Origin of the sequence: Mycobacterium sp. 1274756.6, from assembly GCF_001668625.1 — a bacterium.
Taxonomy (GTDB): domain Bacteria; phylum Actinomycetota; class Actinomycetes; order Mycobacteriales; family Mycobacteriaceae; genus Mycobacterium.
In genome coordinates, this window is record NZ_LZLJ01000038.1 from 1 (window position 1) to 21,991 (window position 21,991).

Consider the following 21,991-nt stretch of genomic DNA (forward strand, 5'->3'; position numbering starts at 1 on the left):
TCATGCTATGCGGCGTGGAGTTGAGCAACCCGAACGCGGCGTGGGCCATCAACCGGGCCTCGGCCTCACCGACCGCCGGTTGCAGCTCGCGCAGCACCGCGACCCAGATCTCGACGTAGCGGCGTTGCGCGCGGCGGACCTGCCGGTGCGCGGGGGCGGGCAGGTTCGCCAGATCGCGGTCCTGGATGCGGATCAGATCCGGTTCGGAGAACACGAAATCGAGGTGGAAGTCGACCAGCCGCTCCAGCACGGTGGCCGCGTCTCCGCCGCCCGCGAGCACCCCACGCGCCCCGTCGAGCAGCCGGGTGCTGATCCCGACCAGCAACTCCACCAGCAGCGCTTCCTTGTTCGGGAAATGCCGGTAGATCGCCGGTCCGCTGACCCCGGCGGCGGCGCCGATGTCCTCCAACCGCACCGACAGATAACCGCGCTCGGCGATGAGGCGCTCGGCCGCGGCCAGCAGCTTGTCGCGACGGTCGGATTTCAGTCGCGTGCGCCGGCCCGCCTTGTCCGCGGCACCCCGGCGGCCGGGCGGTGCAGACGCCACCATCGCGACTCCTAGACACTTCAGTTAATGATGGCTAACATACACGAGTTAGTCGTTGTTAACCGAAACGCGGGTGCCGGCGAGGAGTGGATGGCGTTGGACAAGGTGGTGGCATCGGCGGCCGAAGCCGTTGCCGACGTGACCGACGGCGCGTCCCTGGCCGTCGGCGGGTTCGGGCTGTGCGGGATCCCCGAGGCGTTGATCGCCGCGCTGCTCGATGCGGAGGTCACCGATCTGGAAACGGTGTCGAACAACTGCGGCGTCGACGGCGCCGGCCTGGGATTGCTGTTGGAAGCCGGCCGGATCCGGCGCACCGTCAGTTCCTACGTCGGGGAGAACAAGGAGTTCGCCCGGCAGTTCCTCGCCGGGGAACTCGAAGTGGAACTGACCCCGCAGGGCACGCTCGCCGAACGGTTGCGCGCCGGTGGCGCGGGCATTCCGGCCTTCTACACACCCAGCGGGGTCGGAACCCAGATCGCCGACGGCGGACTGCCCTGGCGCTACGACGGAGCCGGCGGCGTCGCCGTCGCCTCCCCGCCCAAGGAGACCCGCGACTTCGACGGCCGCACCTATGTCCTCGAACACGCGATCCGTACCGACTTCGCCCTGGTGCACGCCTATCTGGGGGACCGGCACGGCAACCTGGTCTACCGGGCGGCGGCCGCCAACTTCAATCCGGACTGTGCGACGGCGGGCCGGATCACCATCGCCGAAGTCGAGCACCTGGTCGAACCGGGCGAGATCGACCCCGCCCAGGTGCACACCCCCGGGATCTTCGTGCACCGCGTGGTGCACGTGCCCGACCCGGTGAAACGCATCGAGCGAGAGACGGTGCGCTCATGAGAGCCGCCGTCCCGACGTGCTCCGGAAGGAGGCAGCGCTGTGGCGTGGAGCCGCGATGAACTCGCCGCCCGGGTGGCAGCGGAATTCACCGCCGGGCAATACATCAACCTCGGCATCGGACTGCCCACCCTGGTCCCCAACCACATCCCCGACGGGATGAACGTCGTACTGCACTCGGAGAACGGGATTTTGGGTGTCGGACCCTACCCGCGGCCCGACGAGATCGACGCCGACCTGATCAACGCCGGCAAGGAGACCGTCACGGTGAACAACGGCGCGGCCTACTTCGGCTCCTCGGCGTCGTTCGGAATCATCCGGGGCGGCCATTTGGACGTCGCGGTGCTCGGCGGCATGCAGGTCGCGGAGAACGGGGATCTGGCGAACTGGGTGATCCCGGGCAAGATGGTCAAGGGCATGGGCGGGGCGATGGATCTGGTCCACGGCGCCCGCCGGGTGATCGTCATGATGGAACACCTCACCAACGCCGGGGATCCCAAGATCGTCCGGCAGTGCACCATGCCGCTCACCGGTGCCGGCTGCGTCAACCGCATCATCACCGACCTGGCCGTCATCGACGTGACCGACACCGGCCTGCGATTGGTCGAGACCGCGCCGGGGGTGACCGCCGACGAAGTCGCGGCCAAAACGGAGCCGCCACTGCACCGCGCGGACCGGTCATGACCGCGGCCGCGGCGCCGGCCGACGAGCACCGCCGGCTCGTCGACGAACTCAACGCCAAGCTGGCCGTCGTCGCCCGCGGCGGCAGCGACCGCGCCCGCGAGCGGCACATCGCCCGCGGCAAGCTGCTGCCGCGCGACCGGGTGGACCGGCTGCTGGACCCCGGCAGCCCGTTTCTGGAGCTCTCCCCGCTGGCCGCCGACGGGATGTACGACGACGAATGCCCCGGGGCCGGGATCATCACCGGAATCGGCCGGGTCTCTGGACGCGAATGCGTCATCGTCGCCAACGACGCCACCGTCAAGGGCGGGACCTACTACCCGGTCACGGTGAAAAAGCACCTGCGCGCCCAGGAGGTGGCGCTGCACAACCACCTGCCGTGCCTGTACCTGGTCGACTCCGGCGGCGCGTTCCTGCCGCGGCAGGACGAGGTGTTCCCCGACCGCGAGCACTTCGGCCGGATCTTCTACAACCAGGCCACCATGAGCGCCCGCGGCATCCCGCAGGTCGCGGCGGTGCTCGGCTCCTGCACCGCGGGCGGCGCCTACGTCCCGGCGATGAGCGACGAAGCCGTCATCGTCCGCGACCAGGGCACGATCTTTCTGGGCGGCCCCCCGCTGGTCAAAGCGGCGACCGGCGAGATCGTCACCGCCGAGGTACTCGGCGGCGGTGAGATGCACTCCCGCATCTCCGGTGTCACCGACCACCTCGCCGACGACGACGAAGACGCCCTGCGCATCATGCGCCGGATCGTCTCCTCATTCGGGCCGCGCGAGCCTGCCCCGTGGGAGGTCCACGACACCGTCGAACCGGCCCACCCGCAGACCGAGCTCTACGACGTGGTCCCGCTGGACTCGCGGGTCCCCTACGACGTGCACGAGGTGATCGTGCGACTGGTCGACGGAAGCGAATTCGGCGAGTTCAAAGCCGAGTACGGCAAGACCGTGGTCACCGGCTTCGCACGGATCCACGGGCACCCGGTCGGGATCATCGCCAACAACGGTGTGTTGTTCGGTGAATCAGCCCTCAAGGCAGCACATTTCATCGAACTGTGCGACAAGCGCAGCACCCCGCTGCTCTTCCTGCAGAACATCGCCGGGTTCATGGTCGGTCGCGACTACGAGGCCGGCGGCATCGCCAAACACGGCGCGAAGATGGTGACCGCGGTCGCCTGCGCCCGCGTCCCCAAACTCACCGTCGTCATCGGCGGCTCCTACGGCGCCGGCAACTACTCGATGTGCGGCCGCGCCTACTCGCCGCGCTTCCTGTGGATGTGGCCCAACGCCCGGATCTCGGTCATGGGCGGCGAGCAAGCGGCGTCGGTGCTGGCCACCGTGCGCGCCGACCAGCTCGAGGCGGCCGGAACCCCCTGGACAGCCGAAGACGAGGAGGCCTTCAAAGCGCCCATCCGCGAGCAGTACGAACACCAGGGCAACCCCTACTACTCCAGCGCGCGACTGTGGGACGACGGCGTCATCGACCCCGCCCAGACCAGAACGGTTCTGGGCTTCGCTCTCGCGGTGTGCGCCAACGCGCCGCTGGACCCGATCTCCTACGGCGTTTTCCGGATGTGAGCCCGATGTTCGACACCGTCCTCGTAGCCAACCGCGGTGAGATCGCGGTCCGCGTCATCCGCACCCTGCGCCGGATGGGCATCCGCTCGGTGGCCGTCTACAGCGACGCCGACGCCACAGCCCGCCACGTCCGGGAAGCCGACACCGCCGTGCGTCTGGGCCCGGCGCCGGCGCGCCAGAGCTACCTCGACGTCGCGCGGGTGCTCGACGCCGCTGCCGCCACCGGGGCGCAGGCGATCCATCCGGGCTACGGATTCCTCTCGGAGAACGCCGGTTTCGCCTCCGCATGCGCCGAGGCCGGGGTGGCCTTCGTCGGGCCGCCCGCGCGGGCCATCGAGATCATGGGCGACAAGATCGCCGCCAAGACGACCGTCGCCGGCTACCAGGTGCCGACCGTCCCCGGCGTGGCGCGGCCCGGCCTCACCGACGCCGATCTGATCGCCGCCGCCGCCGAAATCGGTTACCCGGTACTGGTCAAACCCTCCGCGGGAGGCGGCGGCAAAGGCATGCGGCTGGTGCACGACGCCGACCGGCTGCCCGACGCCCTCACCGGAGCGCGCCGGGAGTCGGCGGCCGCGTTCGGCGACGACACCCTGTTCTTGGAGCGGTTCGTGCTGCGGCCGCGCCACATCGAGGTGCAGATCCTGGCCGACAGCCACGGCAATGTGATCCACCTCGGAGAACGCGAGTGCAGCCTGCAGCGGCGCCACCAGAAGGTGATCGAGGAGGCCCCCTCCCCGCTGCTGGATGCCGCCACCCGCGCGCGCATCGGCGCCGCCGCCTGCGACACCGCCCGCAGCGTGGACTACCGCGGTGCCGGGACGGTGGAGTTCATCGTCTCCGCCGACCGGCCCGACGACTTCTTCTTCATGGAGATGAACACCCGCCTGCAGGTGGAACACCCGGTCACCGAGGCGGTCACCGGACTCGACCTCGTCGAGTGGCAACTACGGATCGCCGCCGGGGAGACGATCACCCTGGCCCAGCCCGACATCGAACTGCGCGGCCACGCGATCGAGGCGCGGGTCTACGCCGAGGACCCCGGCCGGGAGTTCCTGCCCACCGGCGGCCGGGTCCTCGCGGTCCACGAACCGCGCGGCCGGGGCGTCCGGGTCGACTCGTCGCTGCGCCCCGGCACCGTGGTCGGCAGCGACTACGACCCGATGCTGAGCAAGATCATCGCCCACGGCGACGACCGCGACCAGGCGCTGGCCCGGCTGGACCGGGCGCTGAGCCAGACCCGGATCCTCGGGGTCCAGACCAACGTCGAGTTCCTGCGGTTCCTGCTGGCCGACGACCGAGTCGCGGCGGGCGATCTGGACACCGGGCTACTGGACCAGCGGTTGGCCGACTTCGACCCGACACCCGCCCCCGACGACGTATTCGCCGCCGCCGGCCTGTACCGGCAGTGCGAACTGCTGCGCCGAGCGGGCGGGGACCTGTGGGCGCAGCCCGGCGGCTGGCGGCTGTCGGACCCGGCGCCGGTGCGCACCCGGATGCGGACCGCGGCCCGGTCGGAGACCGTCGCGGTCTGGGGGCTGCCCGACTCGGCGCGGGTCCAGGTCGGCGACGGTGAAACCCACTGCGCCAGCGCCGTCGTCGACGGCGATGAGCTCAGCGTGACCCTCTCCGGGGTGCTGCGACGCTACCGGGTGGGGTCGGCCGACGGTCGGCTGTCGATCGCCGATTCGCGGGGCACCTGGGAGGTCCGGGAAGCCGAAGCGGTCCGGATCCAGCGCGACGGTGGACCCCGCCAAGCCGAGATCGTCAGCCCGATGCCGGGCAGCGTCATCGCGGTCCACGCCGAAACCGGTGCCGGCGTCGACGAGGGCGACCCGGTCGTCGTGGTGGAGGCGATGAAGATGGAACACACCCTGACCGCCCCGCTGGCCGGGCGGCTGGAGGTGCTGGCCGCGGTCGGCGACCAGGTCGGCGTGGACCAGGTGCTCGCCCGGGTGACACCCGACGAGGCCGCCGAACCGGCCGACTCAGACGACGTATCGGACAGTGAGGACAAGAGACGATGACGACGAACGTGATGGCAGCCGACCTGCCCAGCGAATACCGCGAACTCCGCGACACCGTGGCCGAATTCGCGCGGACCGAGGTCGCTCCGGTGGCCGCGCAACACGACGCCGAGCACAGCTTCCCCTACGAGATCGTCGCCAAGATGGGCGCGATGGGCCTGTTCGGCCTGCCCTTCCCCGAGGAGTACGGCGGCATGGGCGGCGACTACTTCGCACTGGCGATCGCGCTGGAGGAACTCGGCAAGATCGACCAGTCGGTGGCGATCACCCTGGAGGCGGCGGTCGGCCTGGGCGCGATGCCGATCTACCGGTTCGGCACCGAGGAGCAGAAACGGTACTGGCTGCCCGACCTGCTGGCCGGCCGGCGACTGGTCGGGTTCGGCCTCACCGAGCCGGGTGCGGGCTCCGACGCGGGCAGCACCCGCACCACCGCACGCCTGGACGGCGGCGAATGGGTCATCAACGGCAACAAGCAGTTCATCACCAACTCGGGCACCGACATCACCGCCGCGGTGACCGTCACCGCGGTCACCGGGAGCCGCGACGGGGGAAAGAAGGAGATCTCCACGATCATCGTGCCCAACGGCACGCCCGGGTTCATCGTGGAGCCCGCCTACGACAAGGTCGGCTGGAACGCCTCCGACACCCATCCGTTGACCTTCGACGACGCGCGCGTCCCGGCGGAGAACCTGCTCGGCGAGCGCGGCAGCGGTTATGGCAGCTTCCTGTCGATCCTGGATGAGGGCCGTATCGCGATCGCGGCGCTGGCCACCGGTGTCGCGCAGGGCTGCGTCGATGAGAGCGTCAAATACGCCGCCGAACGCCACTCGTTCGGCCAGCCGCTCGCGTCCTACCAGGCGATCAGTTTCAAGATCGCCCGGATGGAGGCGCGCGCCCACGTGTCGCGGACCGCCTACTACGACGCGGCCGCGAAGATGCTGGCCGGCAAGCCGTTCAAGAAGGAGGCGGCGATCGCCAAGATGGTCAGCTCCGAGGCCGCGATGGACAACGCCCGCGACGCCACCCAGATCCACGGCGGCTACGGCTTCATGAACGAGTACCCGGTGGCCCGGCACTACCGGGACAGCAAGATCCTCGAGATCGGGGAGGGCACCACCGAGGTGCAGCTGATGCTCATCGCGCGGGCGCTCGGCTTGTCCTGACCGCGGCCGCCCCGACCCGCCGCCGTCGGCGCGGCACCCGGTTCGGTCCGAGCTCACGGGCATAATGGGCGGTGCGCCGGTGCTGCGGCGAGCCCTACGGATTGCGCAGCTCAGGCCCGGGGCCGCAGGTGGTCCCGGAGTTGCGCTGACCCGCCGTCGCCGGCGCCGAGGGCGAAGGAGGCGACGGTGAGCGGCAGCGCTGAGGGGACCGTCGATCTGCAACCGGTGCAGCTGATCGACCCGGCGGGTAACCCGACGACCGGGCCCGCCGCCGAGCGCTACCGCATCCCGCCGGACGACGAGACGCTGTTGCGGCTCTACGAGCTGATGGCCCTGACCCGCGACGTCGACACCGAATTGGTCAACCTGCAACGGCAGGGCGAGATGGCGCTGGTCGCGCCGTGCCGGGGCCAGGAGGCCGCCCAGGTCGGGGCGGCCACCGCACTGCGCGACACCGACTGGCTGTTCCCGCAATACCGCGAGCTCGGCGTGTTCTTGACCCGCGGTTTCGGCGTGCGCGAACTGACCCCGGTCTTCCAGGGGACCTGGACCGGCGGCCACGGATTCGCCGAGCGGCGCTGCGCACCGATCGCGATCCCGATCGCCACCCAGGCGCTGCACGCGGTCGGCGCGGCGATGGCCGCCCAACGGCTGGGGGAGGACTCGGTGACCGTCGCCTTCCTCGGCGACGGCGCCACCAGCCAGGGCGACACCCACGCGGCGCTGAACATGGCGTCGGTGTACCGGGCGGGCTGTGTGTTCTACGTCCAGAACAACCAGTGGGCGATCTCGGTGCCCGTGCACCGTCAGGTCGGCGGGCCGTCGATCGCGCACCGGGCGATCGGCTACGGCATCCCCGGGATCCGGGTCGACGGCAACGACGTGCTGGCCTGTCACGCGGTGATGGCCGAGGCGGCCGACCGGGCCCGCCGCGGGGACGGGCCGAGCCTGATCGAGGCGGTCACCTACCGGCTCGGCCCCCACACCACCTCCGACGACCCGACCCGCTACCGGGACGAGGCGGAGGTCGAGCAGTGGGCCGCCCTCGACCCGCTGCCGCGCTACCGCGCCTATCTGCAGGGCCGCGGGTTGTGGACCGAGCAGTTCCGCGCCCGGCTCGCCGCGCATTCGGCGGCGCTGCGCGCCGAGCTGCGCGAGGCGGTGGTCGGCGCACCCGATGCGGAGGTCACCGACCTCTTCGACTCCGTCTACGCCGCGATCACCCCGGAGCTGGCGCGCCAGCGCGCCGAACTGATCGAGGAGTTGGCGCAGGAGGCCCGACCATGACCCAGACCGTGGAAGGCTCCCGGCGCACCGGCGGGCCGGACCCGGCCGCCACCGTGACCATGGTCGCGGCGATCAACCGGGCCCTGCACGACGCGATGCGCGCCGACGAGAAGGTGCTGGTCTTCGGTGAGGACGTGGCCACCCTCGGCGGTGTCTTTCGGGTCACCGACGGGCTGGCCGAAACCTTCGGCGAGCAACGCTGTTTCGACACCCCGCTGTCGGAGTCGGGGATCATCGGCATCGCGGTCGGGCTGGCGATCCGCGGCTTCGTCCCGGTTCCGGAGCTGCAGTTCGACGGGTTCGCCTACCCGGCGTTCGATCAGATCGTCAGCCATTTGGCCAAATACCGGATGCGCACTCGCGGTGAACTGCCCATGCCGGTGACGGTGCGCATCCCCTCCTTCGGCGGGATCGGCGCGGTCGAACACCACTCCGAATCCACCGAAACCTACTGGGTGCACACCGCGGGTCTGACGGTGGTGACCCCGTCGACGCCGTCGGATGCCTACTGGCTGCTGCGCCACGCGATCGACTTCCCCGACCCGGTGATGTACCTGGAGCCCAAACGGCGGTACTGGGCCACCGGTGTCGTCGACACCACCGTGCCGGGCCCGCCGATCGGGCAGGCGGTGATCCGTCGCCCCGGCACCGACGTCACGGTGCTGACCTACGGCGGGCTGGTGGCCACCGCCCTGGCTGCCGCCGACATCGCCGACCGCGGCGGCGGACCCAGCCTGGAGGTCGTCGACCTGCGCACCCTGAGCCCGCTGGACTTCGACACCGTTGCGGCCTCGGTACGCAAGACCGGCCGCGCCGTGGTGCTGCACGAAGGACCGCGCACGCTGGGTTTCGGCGCCGAGCTCGCGGCCCGCATCGCCGAGGAGCTGTTCTACGAGCTGGAGTCGCCGGTGTTGCGCGCCACCGGTTTCGACACCCCCTACCCGCCGGCCCGGCTGGAGAAGCTGTGGCTTCCCGGCGTCGACCGGCTGCTCGACTACGCCCAACGCGCCATGGATCAGCCGTGACGGATCGGCCGTTTTTGGTCCCCGATCTCGGCGAAGGGCTCACCGACGTCACGATCACCTCGTGGTACGTCGCGGTCGGTGATGTTGTCGAACTCAACCAGCCGCTGTGCACGGTGGAGACCGCCAAAGCCGAGGTGGAGATCCCCAGCCCCTACGCCGGGCGTATCACCGAGGTGTGCGGCGCGCCGGGGGAGGTGCTCGAGGTGGGAACCCTGTTGGCGCGCATCGAGGTTCCCGACGGCGACACCGTCGGACGGGCGGTGGCATCGCCTAATGAACCGCGACGTCCGGTGCTGGTCGGCTACGGCACCGACGACAGCTTCGACACCAGCAGACGCGCCCCGGCCGGCTCCTATCGCCCCAAGGCCAAACCCAAGGTGCGCAAACTCGCCGCCGATCTCGGTGTCGACCTGGCCGCGCTCACGCCCGGCCCGGCCGGGGTGGTCACCCGGGAGGCGGTGTTGGCCGCGGCGGGCCGCCGGCGCGAGGCGGACTACGAGGTCGTGCCGGTGGCTGGGGTGCATGCGGTCATGGCACAACGGATGGCGCTGGCGCACAGTCAGATTCCGGACGCGGCTGCGAGCCTGCAGGTCGACGGCACCCGGCTGTTGGCGCTGTGCCGGCGCCTGACCGAAGCCGGGGCGACCGCGATCTCCCCGTTCGCGCTCACGCTGCGCCTGACGGTGCTGGCGTTGGGCCGGCATCCCGCCGTCAACGCGACCTGGGCCGAGACCGCCGACGGCGCGCAGGTGCACCGGCACCGGGCCGTGCACCTGGGGATCGCCGTCGCCGCACCGCGCGGCCTGCTGGTGCCGGTGCTCGCTGATGCCCAGGACAAAACCACCGGCGAGTTGGCCGACGCGGTGGACCGGCTGATCCGCGACGCCCGGGCCGGGACGCTGGCCCCCGCGCAGCTGAGCGGCTCGACGTTCACCGTCAGCAACTTCGGGGCGCTCGGGATGGACAGCGGCATCCCGGTGATCAACCCGCCCGAGGCGGCCATCCTCGGGATGGGCGCGCTCAAACCGCGACCCGCCGTGGTCGACGACGCGGTGGCGGTGCGCCCGCAGATGACCCTGACGTGCGTGTTCGACCACCGCGTGCTCGACGGCGCGCAGGCGGCCGGCTTCCTCACCGAACTGGCCGGACTCATCGAGACGCCCGACGCCGCGCTGGGCGACCCGTGAGCTAACGGCGGCGGGCCGCGGCCAGCCGCTCGGCGAACTCCGGTGACCGCGCCGACGTGGCCTGCGGCCCCAACTCGGTGCGCATCGCGGCGGTGTGGGCGTCGGTGTCGACCGTGCCGGGGCTGGCGGTGGCGCGCATCGTGGCCTTCGTCGCCATCACCACCTGCCGGGGCGCCGAGGCCGGACCGGCCGCCAACTCCACCGCCGCGGCCACCGGATCGTCGGCCACGCGCAACGCCAACCCGTGTTGCACGGCCGCCTCGGCGTCAAACGCCATCCCGAACAGCAACGCCGCACGCGCGACCTGCGGGCCGACGGCGCGCTGCAACATCCAGGTGGCCCCGCCCCCGGGGTGTAGCCCCAACTGCTGGAACCGGGCATCGAAGCGAGCGTGCGGTCCCGCGATCCGCACGTCGGCGGCCAACGCGAGGTTGAGCCCGGCGCCGACGGCAGCGCCGTTGACCGCCGCGACGGTGGGCAGCGTGCAGGCACCGACGGCCATGAACCCGTCGTAGAGCGCCAGCAGGCCCTCCTCGGCGGCTTCGCCCAGCGCCGAGAGGTCCGCGCCCGCGCAAAACGCCTTGCCCGCCCCGGTCAGCACCACCGCGTGCACCTCCGGATCGGCCTCGGCGCGTTCCACCGCGGCGCGCAGCTGCGCCGACATCGCCCCGGTGACCGCGTTCCGGCGATCCGGGTCGTTGACGGTGATCAACGCGACCCGGTCGGTCACCGAGTACAGGACCAGATCAGACCGGCTCATCGGCATATCCTTCGTCATCGGCGTTGTCGGGGCGGAGTCCGTTGATGGTAGCCACCGTGAAGACGGCGACGACAGCACCGGCGCGGGGTGTTAAGGCGCACCGCTTACCGGGGTTCTCTCCGTCTGCCGCACTCGCTCATGACGAAATAGGCGCCTACCGCGGTCGCAGTCGCGACGAGGAGGGATCCCCACAATATCGGCGAGGTCCATCCCGGTGGGCGGCAGACGGGGAGGGCGTCGTTGCGCTCCGCGCGCTCGCGGGCGAGCCGGTCGGCGTCAACCCAGCCGTAACGTGAGAACGGGAACCGCTGAGGCTGCCTGCAGGAGGTCTGCGCCGTGCCCTGCGATGACGACTTCGACGATGCGTCGCTCGCGAGGCTGCCGACGCCGAGCACGAGCACCACGACGGCCCATCCGATAGCGAAGAGAACCGCGGTCGCTTTCATCGCTGCGCCTCTCTTCCCGGTGACCGTGCACGCTGATCATCGCACCGCGGCGTCGGGTGGAAACACAGAAAATCGCCGGATCGGCACCCCCGGCAGGACTCGAACCTGCGACCACGAGATTAGAAGTCACGCGCTCTATCCAGCTGAGCTACGGGGGCAAGGCGCAGGTCAGTGTATCCAACGACGCCGCCGACCAATCGGTTCTGTGCCGACCGGTTGCCGTCGCCTGACGCAGGGCCGGCGCGGGCGTGACGACCGCGCCGGACAGCGCAATCGGCTCCCGCGGCCGGGCCAATCCGGCTAGCGTTGGGTGGGGCAACAGACCGCGGAACGGGAGGGTGTCGATGTCGGTGGTGGCGGATCGATTCGCCGGGTCGGGGCGCTGAGGAGATGATCGAGCATGGCTGACTCGGTCAACGCCGCCGGAATGCCCGACCAACTGAGCGCGGTCGACTATCTGCTGCACCGCGGGGAGGCCAACCCGCGCACCCGCTCGGGAATCCTGAGCCTGGAAATCCTGGACACCACGCCCGACTGGGAGCGCTTCCGCGCCACGTTCGAGGCCGCGTCCCGCAAGGCGCTGCGCCTGCGGGAGAAGGTGGTGGTGCCCACCTTGCCGACCGCCGCGCCCCGCTGGGTGGTCGACCCCGACTTCAACCTCGACTACCACGTCCGCCGGATCCGGGTGCCCGAGCCGGGCACGCTGCGGGAGGTGCTCGATCAGGCCGAGCTGCTGCTGCAGGCCCCGCTGGACACCTCGCGGCCGCTGTGGACGGCCACGTTGGTGGAAGGGCTCGCCGAGGACCGGGCCGCAACGCTGATCCACCTGAGCCACGCCGTGACCGACGGTGTCGGCGGGGTCGAGATGTTCTCCCAGCTCTACGATCTGGAGCGCGACCCGCCCCCGAAACCGTTGGCGCCGATGCCGATTCCGCGTGATCTGTCCTCCGACGATCTGATGCGGGAGGGGATCAACCGGTTCCCGCTGACCGTCGCCGGTGGTGTCCTCGGCACGGTCTCCAACGCGGTGCGGCTCGCCGGACGCATCGCCGGCGACCCCGTCTCCGCGGCGTCGGGCGCGTTCGACTACGCGCGGTCGAGCATGCGGATGATGCAGCAGGCCGCCAAGCCCTCACCGCTGCTGCTGCGCCGCAGCCTGGCCAGCCGCACCGAGACACTCGACATCGTGCTGGCCGACCTGCACCGCGCCGCCAAGGCCGCCGGCGGCTCGATCAACGACGCCTACCTGGCCGGTCTCTGCGGTGTCCTGCGTCGCTACCACGTCGCGCTCGGCGTCCCGGTCGCCACCTTGCCGATGGCGGTGCCGGTGAACCTGCGCACCGGCAGCGACCCGGCCGGCGGCAACCGGTTCACCGGGGTGAACCTGGCCGCGCCGATCGCGGTCGCCGACCCCGCGGAGCGCATCCGGCGCATCCGCGCGCAGATGACCCAGCGGCGCGAGGAACGGGCGCTGGGCCTGCTCGGGGCGATCGCCCCGCTGCTCAGCGTGTTGCCGACCCCGACGCTGGAGTCGCTGGAGGAGCGTGTCATCGCCGCCGACGTGCAGGCCAGCAACATCCCCATGTATCCGGGCGAGACCTACATCGCCGGGGCCAAGGTGCTCCGGCAGTACGGGCTGGGCCCGCTGCCCGGTGTCGCGATGATGGTGGTGCTGCTGTCCCGCGACGGCATCTGCACCATCAGCGTGCGGTATGACCGCGCCGCCATCACCGACCGGGAGTTGTTCGCCCGGTGTCTGCACGAAGGGTTCGATGAAGTGCTGGCATTGGCCGGGGATCCGGCGCCCCGTGCGGTGCCCGCCTCGTTCACGTCGCCGGCCGCATCGGAGGGTCCATGACATCATCGCGCGACATGCGCCTGCCCGGATCGGTGGCCGAGGTCGCCGCCAGCCCGTCGGGGCCGAAGATCGGCGCCTTCTTCGATATGGACGGCACGCTGGTCGCCGGGTTCACCGGCGTGATCTTGACCCGGGAGCGGTTCCGGCACCGCGACATGGGGCTCGGCGAGATGTTGAGCATGATCCTGGCCGGGCTGAGCCATCAACTCGGCCGCATGGAGTTCGAGGGGCTCATCAACAAGGCGGCGTCGGCGTTGCGCGGCCGGCCGCTGAGCGACCTCGACGAGATCGGTCAGCGGATGTTCACCCAGAAGATCGAACCGCGGGTCTACCCCGAGATGCGGGAACTGGTGCGCGCCCACCTCAACCGCGGTCACACCGTGGTGCTCAGCTCCTCGGCGCTGACCATCCAGGTCGATCCGGTGGCGCGTTTCCTGGGCATCCCCAACACGCTGACCAACCGGTTCGAGGTCGACGACGACGGCGTGCTCACCGGCAAGGTCATGGAACCGATCCTGTGGGGCCCGGGCAAGGCCGACGCGGTGCAGAGGTTCGCCGCCGAACACGACATCGACCTCAAGGACAGCTACTTCTACGCCGACGGCGACGAGGACGTGGCGCTGATGTATCTGGTCGGCAACCCGCGGCCGACCAACCCCGAAGGCAAGATGGCCGCGGTCGCCAAGAAGCGGGGCTGGCCCATCCTGCGGTTCTCCAGCCGCAGCGGGGTCGGGCTCACCGGCGCGATCCGCACCCTCGCCGGGGTCGGTTCCCTGTTCCCGGTGGCCACCGGCGCCGTGTGGTGGGGACTGCTCACCCGCAGCCGGCGGCGCGGCGTCAACTTCTTCACCGCCAACTGGCAGCGGCTGGTGCTGGCCACCGGCGGGGTCAGCCTCAACGTGCTCGGCGCCGAGAACCTCACCAAACAGCGGCCTGCGGTGTTCATCTTCAACCACCGCAACCAGGTCGACCCGTTGATCGCCGGGTCACTGGTGCGCGACAACTACACCGGGGTGGCCAAGAAGGAACTCGAAAACGACCCGGTGCTCGGCGCGCTGGGCAAGGCGCTCGACATCGTCTTCGTCGACCGCGACGACACCGCCTCAGCGGTGGAATCGCTGCAGGAAGTCGAACAGCTTGCGCGCGAAGGCCTGTCGGTTGTGGTGGCCCCGGAGGGCACCCGATTGGACACCACCGAGGTCGGTCCGTTCAAAAAAGGCCCGTTCCGGATGGCGATGAGCACCGGGCTGCCGATCGTGCCGATCGTCGTGCGCAACGCCGAAGTTGTGGCTTCCCGCAACTCGGTGACCATTAACCCCGGCACCGTCGATGTGGCGGTCTTCCCGCCGATCTCGGTCGCGGACTGGACACGCAAGGAGCTGCCCGACCGGATCGCCGAGGTCCGGCAGCTGTACCTGGACACCCTGGCCGACTGGCCGACCGACGAGTTGCCCGAACCGGAGCTCTACCGGCGAGCCACCCGACCCAAGAGCACCCCCGGCACCGCCAAGAAGACGCCGAAGACCAGCGCGACGAAGAAGGCGAGTGCGCCCACTGCCGACAAGACCCCGGGCGCAAAGACTCCGGTGAAAAAGACCGCCCGCAAAGCCGGCGGCCCGGCGAAGAAGACCGCCGCCAAGCCGGCCAAGAAGCCCGGTACCCGCAGCGGCGAGACCCCCTCGACGCGGCCACGGGGTCGATCGTGATCGCGCCGGTCCCCGACCCGGTCGGGTTCAGTGCCGCCGAGGACGCCCTGGTGATCGCCTCGGTGAACTCGACGGTGGAAGCCGACCTCGTCGCTGACTGGCTGCACCGCCAACAGGCCGCGCACCCGCGCGCCAACATCGACGTGGTGACCCTGCCCGCCGACGCGCACGAATCGAGCCGGATGGCCAGCCTGGTCGTGCAATTGGACGCCGACGAGAACCGGCCCGTCGTGCCGGTGCGGGTGTTCTGGATTCCCCGGGCCAACGCCTCCACCCTGAACCGGTTCCTCGCCCTGCTGCCCGGACGCGACCCGTACCACCCCACCGAACGCCACCAGCGCCGCATCCTGCGCACCGACCCCACCCGCGCCCGGGTGGTGGCCGGGGAGTCGGCCACCGTCGCCGAACTGCGCCGGGAGTGGCAGGAGACGACGGTCGGCGGCAGCCCACGCGATTTCGCCCACTTCGTCACCCGGCGGGCGGCCCTGGCCCTGGAACGCGCCGAGTACCGGATCCTGGGACCGCAGTACAAATCACCGCGGTTGGTCAAACCGGAGATCCTGGCCTCCAACCGGTTCCGCGACGGGCTCGAGCAGATCCCCGGCGCCACCGTCGAAGAGGCGGGGGAGATGCTCGACGAGTTGTCGACCGGCTGGAGCCGGGTGTCGGTGGACCTGGTCGGGGTGCTCGGCCGGATGGTCAGCCGCGGCTTCGACCCCGACATCGACTACGACGAGTACGAGGTCGCCGCGTTACGGGCCGCACTGGAGGCGCACCCGGCGGTGCTGCTGTTCTCCCACCGCTCCTACATCGACGGCGCGGTGATGCCGGTGGCGATGCAGGAGAACCGGCTGCCGCCGGTGCACGTGTTCGCCGGGATCAACCTCTCGTTCGGGCTCATGGGCCCGCTGCTGCGCCGTGCCGGGGTCATCTTCATCCGGCGCAACGTCGCGGGCAACCCGCTGTACAAGTACGTGCTGCGCCAATACGTCGGCTACGTGGTGGAAAAGCGGTTCAACCTCAGCTGGTCGATCGAGGGCACCCGCTCGCGCACCGGCAAGATGTTGCCGCCCAAGCTGGGCCTGATGAGCTACGTCGCGGACGCCTATCTCGACGGGCGCAGCGAAGACATTCTGCTGCAGGGGGTTTCGATCAGCTTCGACCAGCTGCACGAAACCACCGAGTACGCCGATTACGCCCGCGGCGGGGAGAAGACCCCCGAAGGGGTCGGCTGGCTGTTCCACTTCATCAAAGCGCAGGGCGAACGCAACTACGGCAAGATCTATGTGCGCTTCCCCGAAGCGGTGTCGATGCGCCAATACCTCGGCGAGCCGGACGGGCCGATCGGCGCCGACCCCGACGCCAAACGCCTCGCGATGCAGAAGATGGCCTTCGAGGTGGCCTGGCGCATCCAGCGCGTCACCCCGATCAACGCCACCGCGCTGGTCTCCGCGCTGCTGCTGACCACCCGCGGCCAAGCCCTGACCCTGGGCCAGCTGCATCACACCCTGCAGGACTCGCTGGACTACCTGGAACGCAAGCAGACGCCGATGACCAACAGCGCGTTGCGGCTGCGCAGCCCCGAGGGCGTCCGCGCCGCCGTGGACACCCTGGCCAGCGGCCACCCGATCACCCGCGTCGACGGCGGCTGGGAGCCGGTGTGGCGCATCGCCCCCGAGCACGAGCACGTCGCGGCGTTCTACCGCAACTCGGTCATCCACGCCTTCCTGGAGACCTCGGTCACCGAGTTGGCGCTCTCCCACGCCCGCGACGCCGACGAGGACCGCCTCGAAGTGTTTTGGGAGCAGACGATGCGGGTGCGCGACCTGCTCAAATTCGAGTTCTACTTCCCCGACTCCACCGCCTTCCGCGAGCACATCGGCGAGGAGATGTCGTGGCAGGACGCGGCCTGGGAGGACCGGGTGCGCACCGGCGGTGAGGAGATCGACGGGCTGCTGCGCAGCAAACGCCCGCTGATGGCCAACGCCATGCTGCGGGTCTTCTTCGAGGCCTACGAGGTCGTCGCCGACGTGCTGCGCAAGGCCCCGACCCGCATCGACTCCGACGAACTCACCCGGCTCGCACTGGGCGTGGGCCAGCAGTACATCGCCCAGGGCCGGGTCCGCAGCGCCGAGCCGGTCTCCGCGCTGCTGTTCGCCACCGCCTGCCAGGTCGTCGCCGACCAGAACCTGCTGCCCGAGGACATCGAACCCGACACCGCCGAGGCCGCCGACCTGACCCGCCGCCGGGTGGCCTTCCACCGCGAGCTGCGCGACATCCTGCGCGACATCGACCGGATCGAACGGATCGCGCGCGACCAGTTCGCCGCCCGCGAAGCGCTCCGCCGCGCCGCCGACCAAGACCGCGCCGCCGACCGTGACCGCGCCGGCGGCCAAGACGTCCGCCAGCCCTGATCAGGCCCGGTTTTCGGGACGGATTTCCGGCTGGCCTTAGGCTGGTCGCGTGAGCGTCGCCCAAACCACCCGCCGTCCGGCCATCGGACCGTTGCTGGTCGGTGTGGCCGTCCTGGCCGGCGCGGTGGCCGCCGGCACCGGCGGGCTGTCGCTGGCCGCCGCGCTGAGCACCAGCGGCCTCGCCGACCCGGGACCGGCGACCACCTACGGGCTGCCGTTCGTGCGCGCCGCCGGCGAGATCGCCGCGGTGCTGGCGGTCGGCTCGTTCCTGACGGCGGCGTTTCTGGTCCCGCCCCAGACCAACGGGGTGCTCGACGCCGCCGGCTACCGCGCGCTGCGATTGGGCACCGTCGCCTCCGGCGCCTGGGCGGTGTGCGCGGCTCTGCTGGTCCCGCTGACGATCTCGGATGTCTCCGGCCACCCGGTCACCGAACACCTCAACCCGGTCGAACTGTGGTCGGTGGCCGGTCTGGTCAACGTCGCCTCGGCATGGCGGTGGACCGCGGTGCTTGCCGCCGCGGTCACCCTGGCCAGCCTGGCGGTGCTGCGCTGGTCGTGGACACCGGCGCTGTTCGCGGCGTCGCTGGCCACGCTCATCCCGCTCGGGCTGACCGGGCACTCCGCGGCCGGCGGCTCCCACGACCTGGCCACCAACAGCCTGCTGATCCACCTGCTGGCCGGAGCGCTGTGGGCCGGCGGTCTGCTGGCGCTGCTGGTCCACGCCCTGCGCGGCGGTGCGCACGCCGACCTGGCGGCACGCCGGTTCTCCGCGATCGCCCTGTGGTGCTTCATCGCGATGGGGTTCAGCGGGGTGGTCAACGCGGCGGTCCGGGTGCTGCCGGAGGACCTGCTGACCACCGACTACGGCCGGCTGGTGATCGCCAAAGCCGTCGCGCTGATCCTGTTGGGGGTGCTCGGGTGGCGCCAACGCCGCAGTGGCGTGGCCGCCCTGCAGGCCGACCCGCAGGCCCGCGGCGCCCTGATCCGGTTGGCGCTGATCGAGGCGGTGATCTTCGGGGCCACCTTCGGGATCGCGGTCGGGCTGGGCCGCACCCCGCCACCGCCGCTGCCGATCGGCAACCCGTCGGTGCCCGAAGTGCTGATCGGTTACGACTTCGCCGGACCGCCCACCGTGGCCCGGGTCCTGTTCGACTGGCGATTCGACCTGATCTTCGGCACCGCCGCGATCGTGCTCGCCGGCGTCTACCTGGCGGCGGTGCTGCGGCTGCGCCGCCGCGGCGACGCCTGGCCGGCCGGACGCACCATCGCCTGGCTGGTGGGCTGCCTGGCCCTGTTGTTCGCCACGTCCTCGGGGATGGGCCGCTACATGCCGGCGATGTTCAGCATGCACATGGCCGCCCACATGTTCCTGTCGATGCTGATCCCGATCCTGCTGGTGCTGGGCGCGCCGACCACCCTGGCGCTGCGCGCGTTGCCGGCCGCCGGCAAGGACAACCCGCCCGGACCGCGGGAATGGCTGCTGGCCGGGCTGCACAGCCGGGTCTCGGTGTTTTTCACCAACCCCATCGTGGCCGCGGTGATCTTCGTGGTCGGTTTCTACGGGCTGTACTTCGGCAGCATCTTCGACAGCGTGGTGAGCAACCACGCCGGGCATGTCGCGATGAACATCCACTTCCTGCTCAGCGGCTACCTCTTCTACTGGGTGGTGATCGGCATCGACCCCACCCCCCGCCCGATCCCGCACCTGGCGAAGATCGTCGTGGTGTTCGCGTCGCTGCCCATGCACGCCTTCTTCGGGGTGCTGCTGATGGGCCGGCACACCGTGCTCGGCGAGACCTTCTACCGGGCGCTGGGGCTGGACTGGCACACCGACCTCATCGGCGACCAGAAACTCGGCGGCGGGATGGCGTGGGCCGCCGGCGAGCTGCCGCTGCTGATCGTGATGATCGCGCTGCTGGTGCAGTGGCACCGCAGCGACGAACGTTCGGCGCGCCGCCAGGACCGCGCCGCCGACCGCGACGACGACGCCGACCTGGCCGCCTACAACGCGATGCTGGCCGAACTGGCCCGCCGCGACTCCACCGGCCGGGTCTGACCCGCCCATCCCCAGTCGCCGATCTCTCCCCAACCCGCGGCCCGACGCGGCCGGCGCGGCCCCGCCGCGTCGGGGCCGGCGGGCTTAATAAGGCCAGCCCCGCACGGGGACGACACGAGGGGAGAAACGCCATGTTCGAGACACCGTTGACCGTGGTCGGCACCGTGGTCACCGAGCCGAGACGGCGCCAGGTCGGCGACCGGGAGGTCATCAGCCTGCGGGTCGCCAGCAATTCCCGGCGGCGCACCGCCGAGGGCACCTGGGAGCCGGGCAACTCGCTGTTCATCACGGTCAACTGCTGGGGCAAGCTGGTGACCGGCGTGGGCGCGGCCCTGGCCAAGGGCGCCCCGGTGATCGCGGTCGGCCATGTCTACACCAGCGAATACGACGACAAGGCCGGCGTCCGGCGCTCCTCGCTGGAGATGCGGGCCAGCGCCGTGGGCCCGGATCTGTCCCGCACCATCGCCCGCATCGAAAAGCCCGCCTACACCGGCGCCCCGACCGGACCGAGCGAACCCGCGACACCACCGGCCGCCGACGACGATGCCGACACCGCCGCCGCGGAGCCCGCCGCCGACGAGGACGCCGACACCGCTGGTGGGAGCGGTCGGCTACCGCTGACCGCGTAGCCGCCCGGACGCGGCCCCTAGGATGGTCTGCGAGCATCACCCCCAGACCAGGAAGGCATCACCGCGGCATGGCCGAATACATCTACACGATGAAGAAGGTCCGCAAGGCACACGGCGACAAAGTCGTCCTCGACGACGTCACCCTGAGCTTCCTTCCCGGGGCCAAGATCGGCGTCGTCGGCCCCAACGGCGCCGGGAAATCCAGCGTGCTGCGCATCATGGCCGGGCTGGACAAACCCAACAACGGCGAGGCGTTCCTTGCCAACGACGCCACCGTGGGCATCCTGCAGCAGGAGCCGCCGCTGAACGAGGAGAAAACCGTCCGCGGCAACGTCGAGGAGGGCCTGGGCGAGATCAAGGTCAAACTCGACCGCTTCAACGAGGTGGCCGAACTGATGGCCACCGACTACTCCGACGAGTTGATGGAGGAAATGGGGCGGCTGCAGGAGGAGCTCGACCACGCCAACGCCTGGGACCTCGACTCCCAACTCGAGCAGGCCATGGACGCGCTGCGCTGCCCGCCGCCCGACGAGCCGGTCACCCAGCTCTCCGGTGGGGAGCGCCGCCGGGTGGCGCTGTGCAAGCTGCTGCTGTCCAAACCGGACCTGCTGCTGCTCGACGAGCCGACCAACCACCTCGACGCCGAAAGCGTGCAGTGGCTCGAACAGCACCTGGCCGCCTACTCCGGGGCGATCCTGGCCGTCACCCACGACCGCTACTTCCTGGACAACGTCGCCGAGTGGATCCTGGAACTCGACCGCGGCCGGGCCTACCCCTACGAGGGCAACTACTCCACCTACCTGGAGAAGAAAGCCGAGCGGCTGGCGGTGCAGGGCCGCAAGGACGCCAAACTGCAGAAGCGGCTGCAAGACGAGCTGGCCTGGGTGCGCTCGGGTGCGAAGGCCCGGCAGGCCAAGAGCAAGGCACGGCTGGCCCGCTATGAGGAGATGGCCGCCGAAGCCGAGAAGAACCGCAAGCTCGACTTCGAGGAGATCCAGATCCCGGCCGGCCCGCGGCTGGGCAACGTCGTGGTCGAGGTCGAGCATCTCGACAAGGGGTTCGGTGGGCGCACCCTGATCAAGGACCTGTCCTTCACCCTGCCGCGCAACGGCATCGTCGGGGTGATCGGGCCCAACGGCGTCGGCAAGACCACACTGTTCAAAACCATCGTCGGACTCGAAGAGCCCGACAGCGGCACCGTCAAGGTCGGCGAGACCGTCAAACTCAGCTACGTCGACCAGACCCGCGCCGGCATCGACCCGAACAAGACGGTCTGGGAGGTCGTCTCGGAGGGGCTGGACTACATCATCGTCGGCGAGACCGAGGTGCCGTCGCGCGCCTACGTGTCGGCCTTCGGCTTCAAGGGCCCCGACCAGCAGAAGCCGGCCGGGGTGCTCTCCGGCGGGGAACGCAACCGGCTCAACCTCGCCCTCACCCTCAAACAGGGCGGCAACCTGATCCTGCTCGACGAACCCACCAACGACCTGGACGTGGAGACCCTCGGATCGTTGGAGAACGCGTTGGAGAAGTTCCCCGGCTGCGCGGTGGTGATCTCCCACGACCGCTGGTTCCTCGACCGGGTCTGCACCCACATCCTGGCCTGGGAAGGCGACGCGGACAACGAAGCCAAATGGTTCTGGTTCGAAGGAAACTTCGGCGCCTACGAGGAGAACAAGATCGACCGGCTCGGCGCCGAGGCGGCGCGTCCGCACAGAGTCACCCACCGGAGGCTCACCCGCGATTAGGGTAGGGGCCACAACAGCGTCGAGGCGGTAGCCAGGGCAGGAGCAG

17 protein-coding genes and 1 tRNA gene are annotated in these 21,991 nt (G+C 70.5%); 14 read left to right on the forward strand and 4 right to left on the reverse strand.

Annotated features, from left to right (window positions below; translation table 11 throughout):
• A partial coding sequence (locus A5643_RS04950) for a TetR/AcrR family transcriptional regulator (RefSeq protein ID WP_066852545.1) occupies positions 1-550 on the reverse strand: 550 nt, incomplete at its 3' end.
• 93 nt (positions 551-643) lie between these two features.
• On the opposite strand from A5643_RS04950, the gene A5643_RS04955 reads away from it, so the two are divergent.
• The 8 genes from A5643_RS04955 (at position 644) to A5643_RS04990 (ending at position 10,331) form a co-directional block, all read left to right on the forward strand.
• The gene (locus tag A5643_RS04955) at positions 644-1,390 is read left to right on the forward strand and encodes a CoA transferase subunit A (protein ID WP_066852600.1); all 747 of its coding nucleotides are present in this window, start codon (positions 644-646) and stop codon (positions 1,388-1,390) included.
• A 39-nt stretch (positions 1,391-1,429) separates the two neighbouring features.
• Positions 1,430-2,071, forward strand: a complete 642-nt coding sequence (locus tag A5643_RS04960; protein ID WP_066852547.1) for a CoA transferase subunit B — start codon at positions 1,430-1,432, stop codon at positions 2,069-2,071.
• Positions 2,068-3,642 (forward strand): carboxyl transferase domain-containing protein, encoded by a 1,575-nt coding sequence (locus A5643_RS04965; protein ID WP_066852548.1) that lies wholly within the window; start codon positions 2,068-2,070, stop codon positions 3,640-3,642. The genes A5643_RS04960 and A5643_RS04965 overlap by 4 nt, the downstream gene beginning before the upstream one ends.
• Positions 3,643-3,647: 5 nt before the next feature.
• Entirely contained in the window at positions 3,648-5,669 is a 2,022-nt protein-coding gene (locus tag A5643_RS04970; protein ID WP_066852602.1) for an acetyl/propionyl/methylcrotonyl-CoA carboxylase subunit alpha, read from the forward strand.
• Positions 5,666-6,832 (forward strand): acyl-CoA dehydrogenase family protein, encoded by a 1,167-nt coding sequence (locus A5643_RS04975; protein WP_066852549.1) that lies wholly within the window; start codon positions 5,666-5,668, stop codon positions 6,830-6,832. Before A5643_RS04970 ends, A5643_RS04975 begins: the two co-directional genes overlap by 4 nt.
• A 186-nt stretch (positions 6,833-7,018) precedes the next feature.
• A complete protein-coding gene (gene pdhA, locus A5643_RS04980) occupies positions 7,019-8,119 on the forward strand; it encodes a pyruvate dehydrogenase (acetyl-transferring) E1 component subunit alpha (RefSeq protein WP_066852550.1) in 1,101 nt (366 codons plus the stop codon).
• Complete coding sequence (locus A5643_RS04985; protein WP_066852551.1) at positions 8,116-9,144, forward strand: alpha-ketoacid dehydrogenase subunit beta; 1,029 nt, start codon at positions 8,116-8,118, stop codon at positions 9,142-9,144. Before pdhA ends, A5643_RS04985 begins: the two co-directional genes overlap by 4 nt.
• The gene (locus A5643_RS04990; protein WP_066852552.1) at positions 9,141-10,331 is read left to right on the forward strand and encodes a dihydrolipoamide acetyltransferase family protein; all 1,191 of its coding nucleotides are present in this window, start codon (positions 9,141-9,143) and stop codon (positions 10,329-10,331) included. The genes A5643_RS04985 and A5643_RS04990 overlap by 4 nt, the downstream gene beginning before the upstream one ends.
• Before the next feature lies 1 nt (position 10,332).
• Here A5643_RS04990 and A5643_RS04995 read toward each other — a convergent pair whose 3' ends face one another.
• From A5643_RS04995 to A5643_RS05005, 3 genes are all read right to left on the reverse strand, one after another.
• Positions 10,333-11,091, reverse strand: a complete 759-nt coding sequence (locus A5643_RS04995; RefSeq protein WP_066852554.1) for an enoyl-CoA hydratase — start codon at positions 11,089-11,091, stop codon at positions 10,333-10,335.
• Between the two features lie 104 nt (positions 11,092-11,195).
• Entirely contained in the window at positions 11,196-11,537 is a 342-nt protein-coding gene (locus tag A5643_RS05000; protein ID WP_066852556.1) for a hypothetical protein, read from the reverse strand.
• An 84-nt stretch (positions 11,538-11,621) separates the two neighbouring features.
• Positions 11,622-11,695: transfer RNA gene (locus tag A5643_RS05005), tRNA-Arg, on the reverse strand.
• 242 nt (positions 11,696-11,937) lie between these two features.
• On the opposite strand from A5643_RS05005, the gene A5643_RS05010 reads away from it, so the two are divergent.
• The 6 genes from A5643_RS05010 to ettA all read left to right on the forward strand — a co-directional run bounded on the left by A5643_RS05010 (position 11,938) and on the right by ettA (position 21,945).
• Positions 11,938-13,395 (forward strand): wax ester/triacylglycerol synthase family O-acyltransferase, encoded by a 1,458-nt coding sequence (locus tag A5643_RS05010; RefSeq protein ID WP_066852558.1) that lies wholly within the window; start codon positions 11,938-11,940, stop codon positions 13,393-13,395.
• Positions 13,392-15,101 carry an HAD-IB family hydrolase/lysophospholipid acyltransferase family protein gene (locus tag A5643_RS05015; RefSeq protein WP_066852560.1) on the forward strand — a complete coding sequence of 570 codons (1,710 nt, stop codon included), beginning with the start codon at positions 13,392-13,394 and terminating at the stop codon, positions 15,099-15,101. Before A5643_RS05010 ends, A5643_RS05015 begins: the two co-directional genes overlap by 4 nt.
• On the forward strand, positions 15,098-17,515 hold the full coding sequence (locus A5643_RS05020) for a glycerol-3-phosphate 1-O-acyltransferase (protein WP_066852564.1): 2,418 nt from the start codon (positions 15,098-15,100) through the stop codon (positions 17,513-17,515). The genes A5643_RS05015 and A5643_RS05020 overlap by 4 nt, the downstream gene beginning before the upstream one ends.
• 49 nt (positions 17,516-17,564) lie before the next feature.
• A complete protein-coding gene (locus A5643_RS05025) occupies positions 17,565-19,571 on the forward strand; it encodes a bifunctional copper resistance protein CopD/cytochrome c oxidase assembly protein (RefSeq protein WP_066852565.1) in 2,007 nt (668 codons plus the stop codon).
• Between the two features lie 131 nt (positions 19,572-19,702).
• Positions 19,703-20,200: a single-stranded DNA-binding protein gene (locus A5643_RS05030; RefSeq protein ID WP_066852567.1), complete on the forward strand. Its 498-nt coding sequence runs from the start codon at positions 19,703-19,705 to the stop codon at positions 20,198-20,200.
• Between the two features lie 68 nt (positions 20,201-20,268).
• Positions 20,269-21,945 (forward strand): energy-dependent translational throttle protein EttA, encoded by a 1,677-nt coding sequence (ettA, locus tag A5643_RS05035; protein WP_066852569.1) that lies wholly within the window; start codon positions 20,269-20,271, stop codon positions 21,943-21,945.
• Positions 21,946-21,991 lie beyond the last annotated feature (46 nt).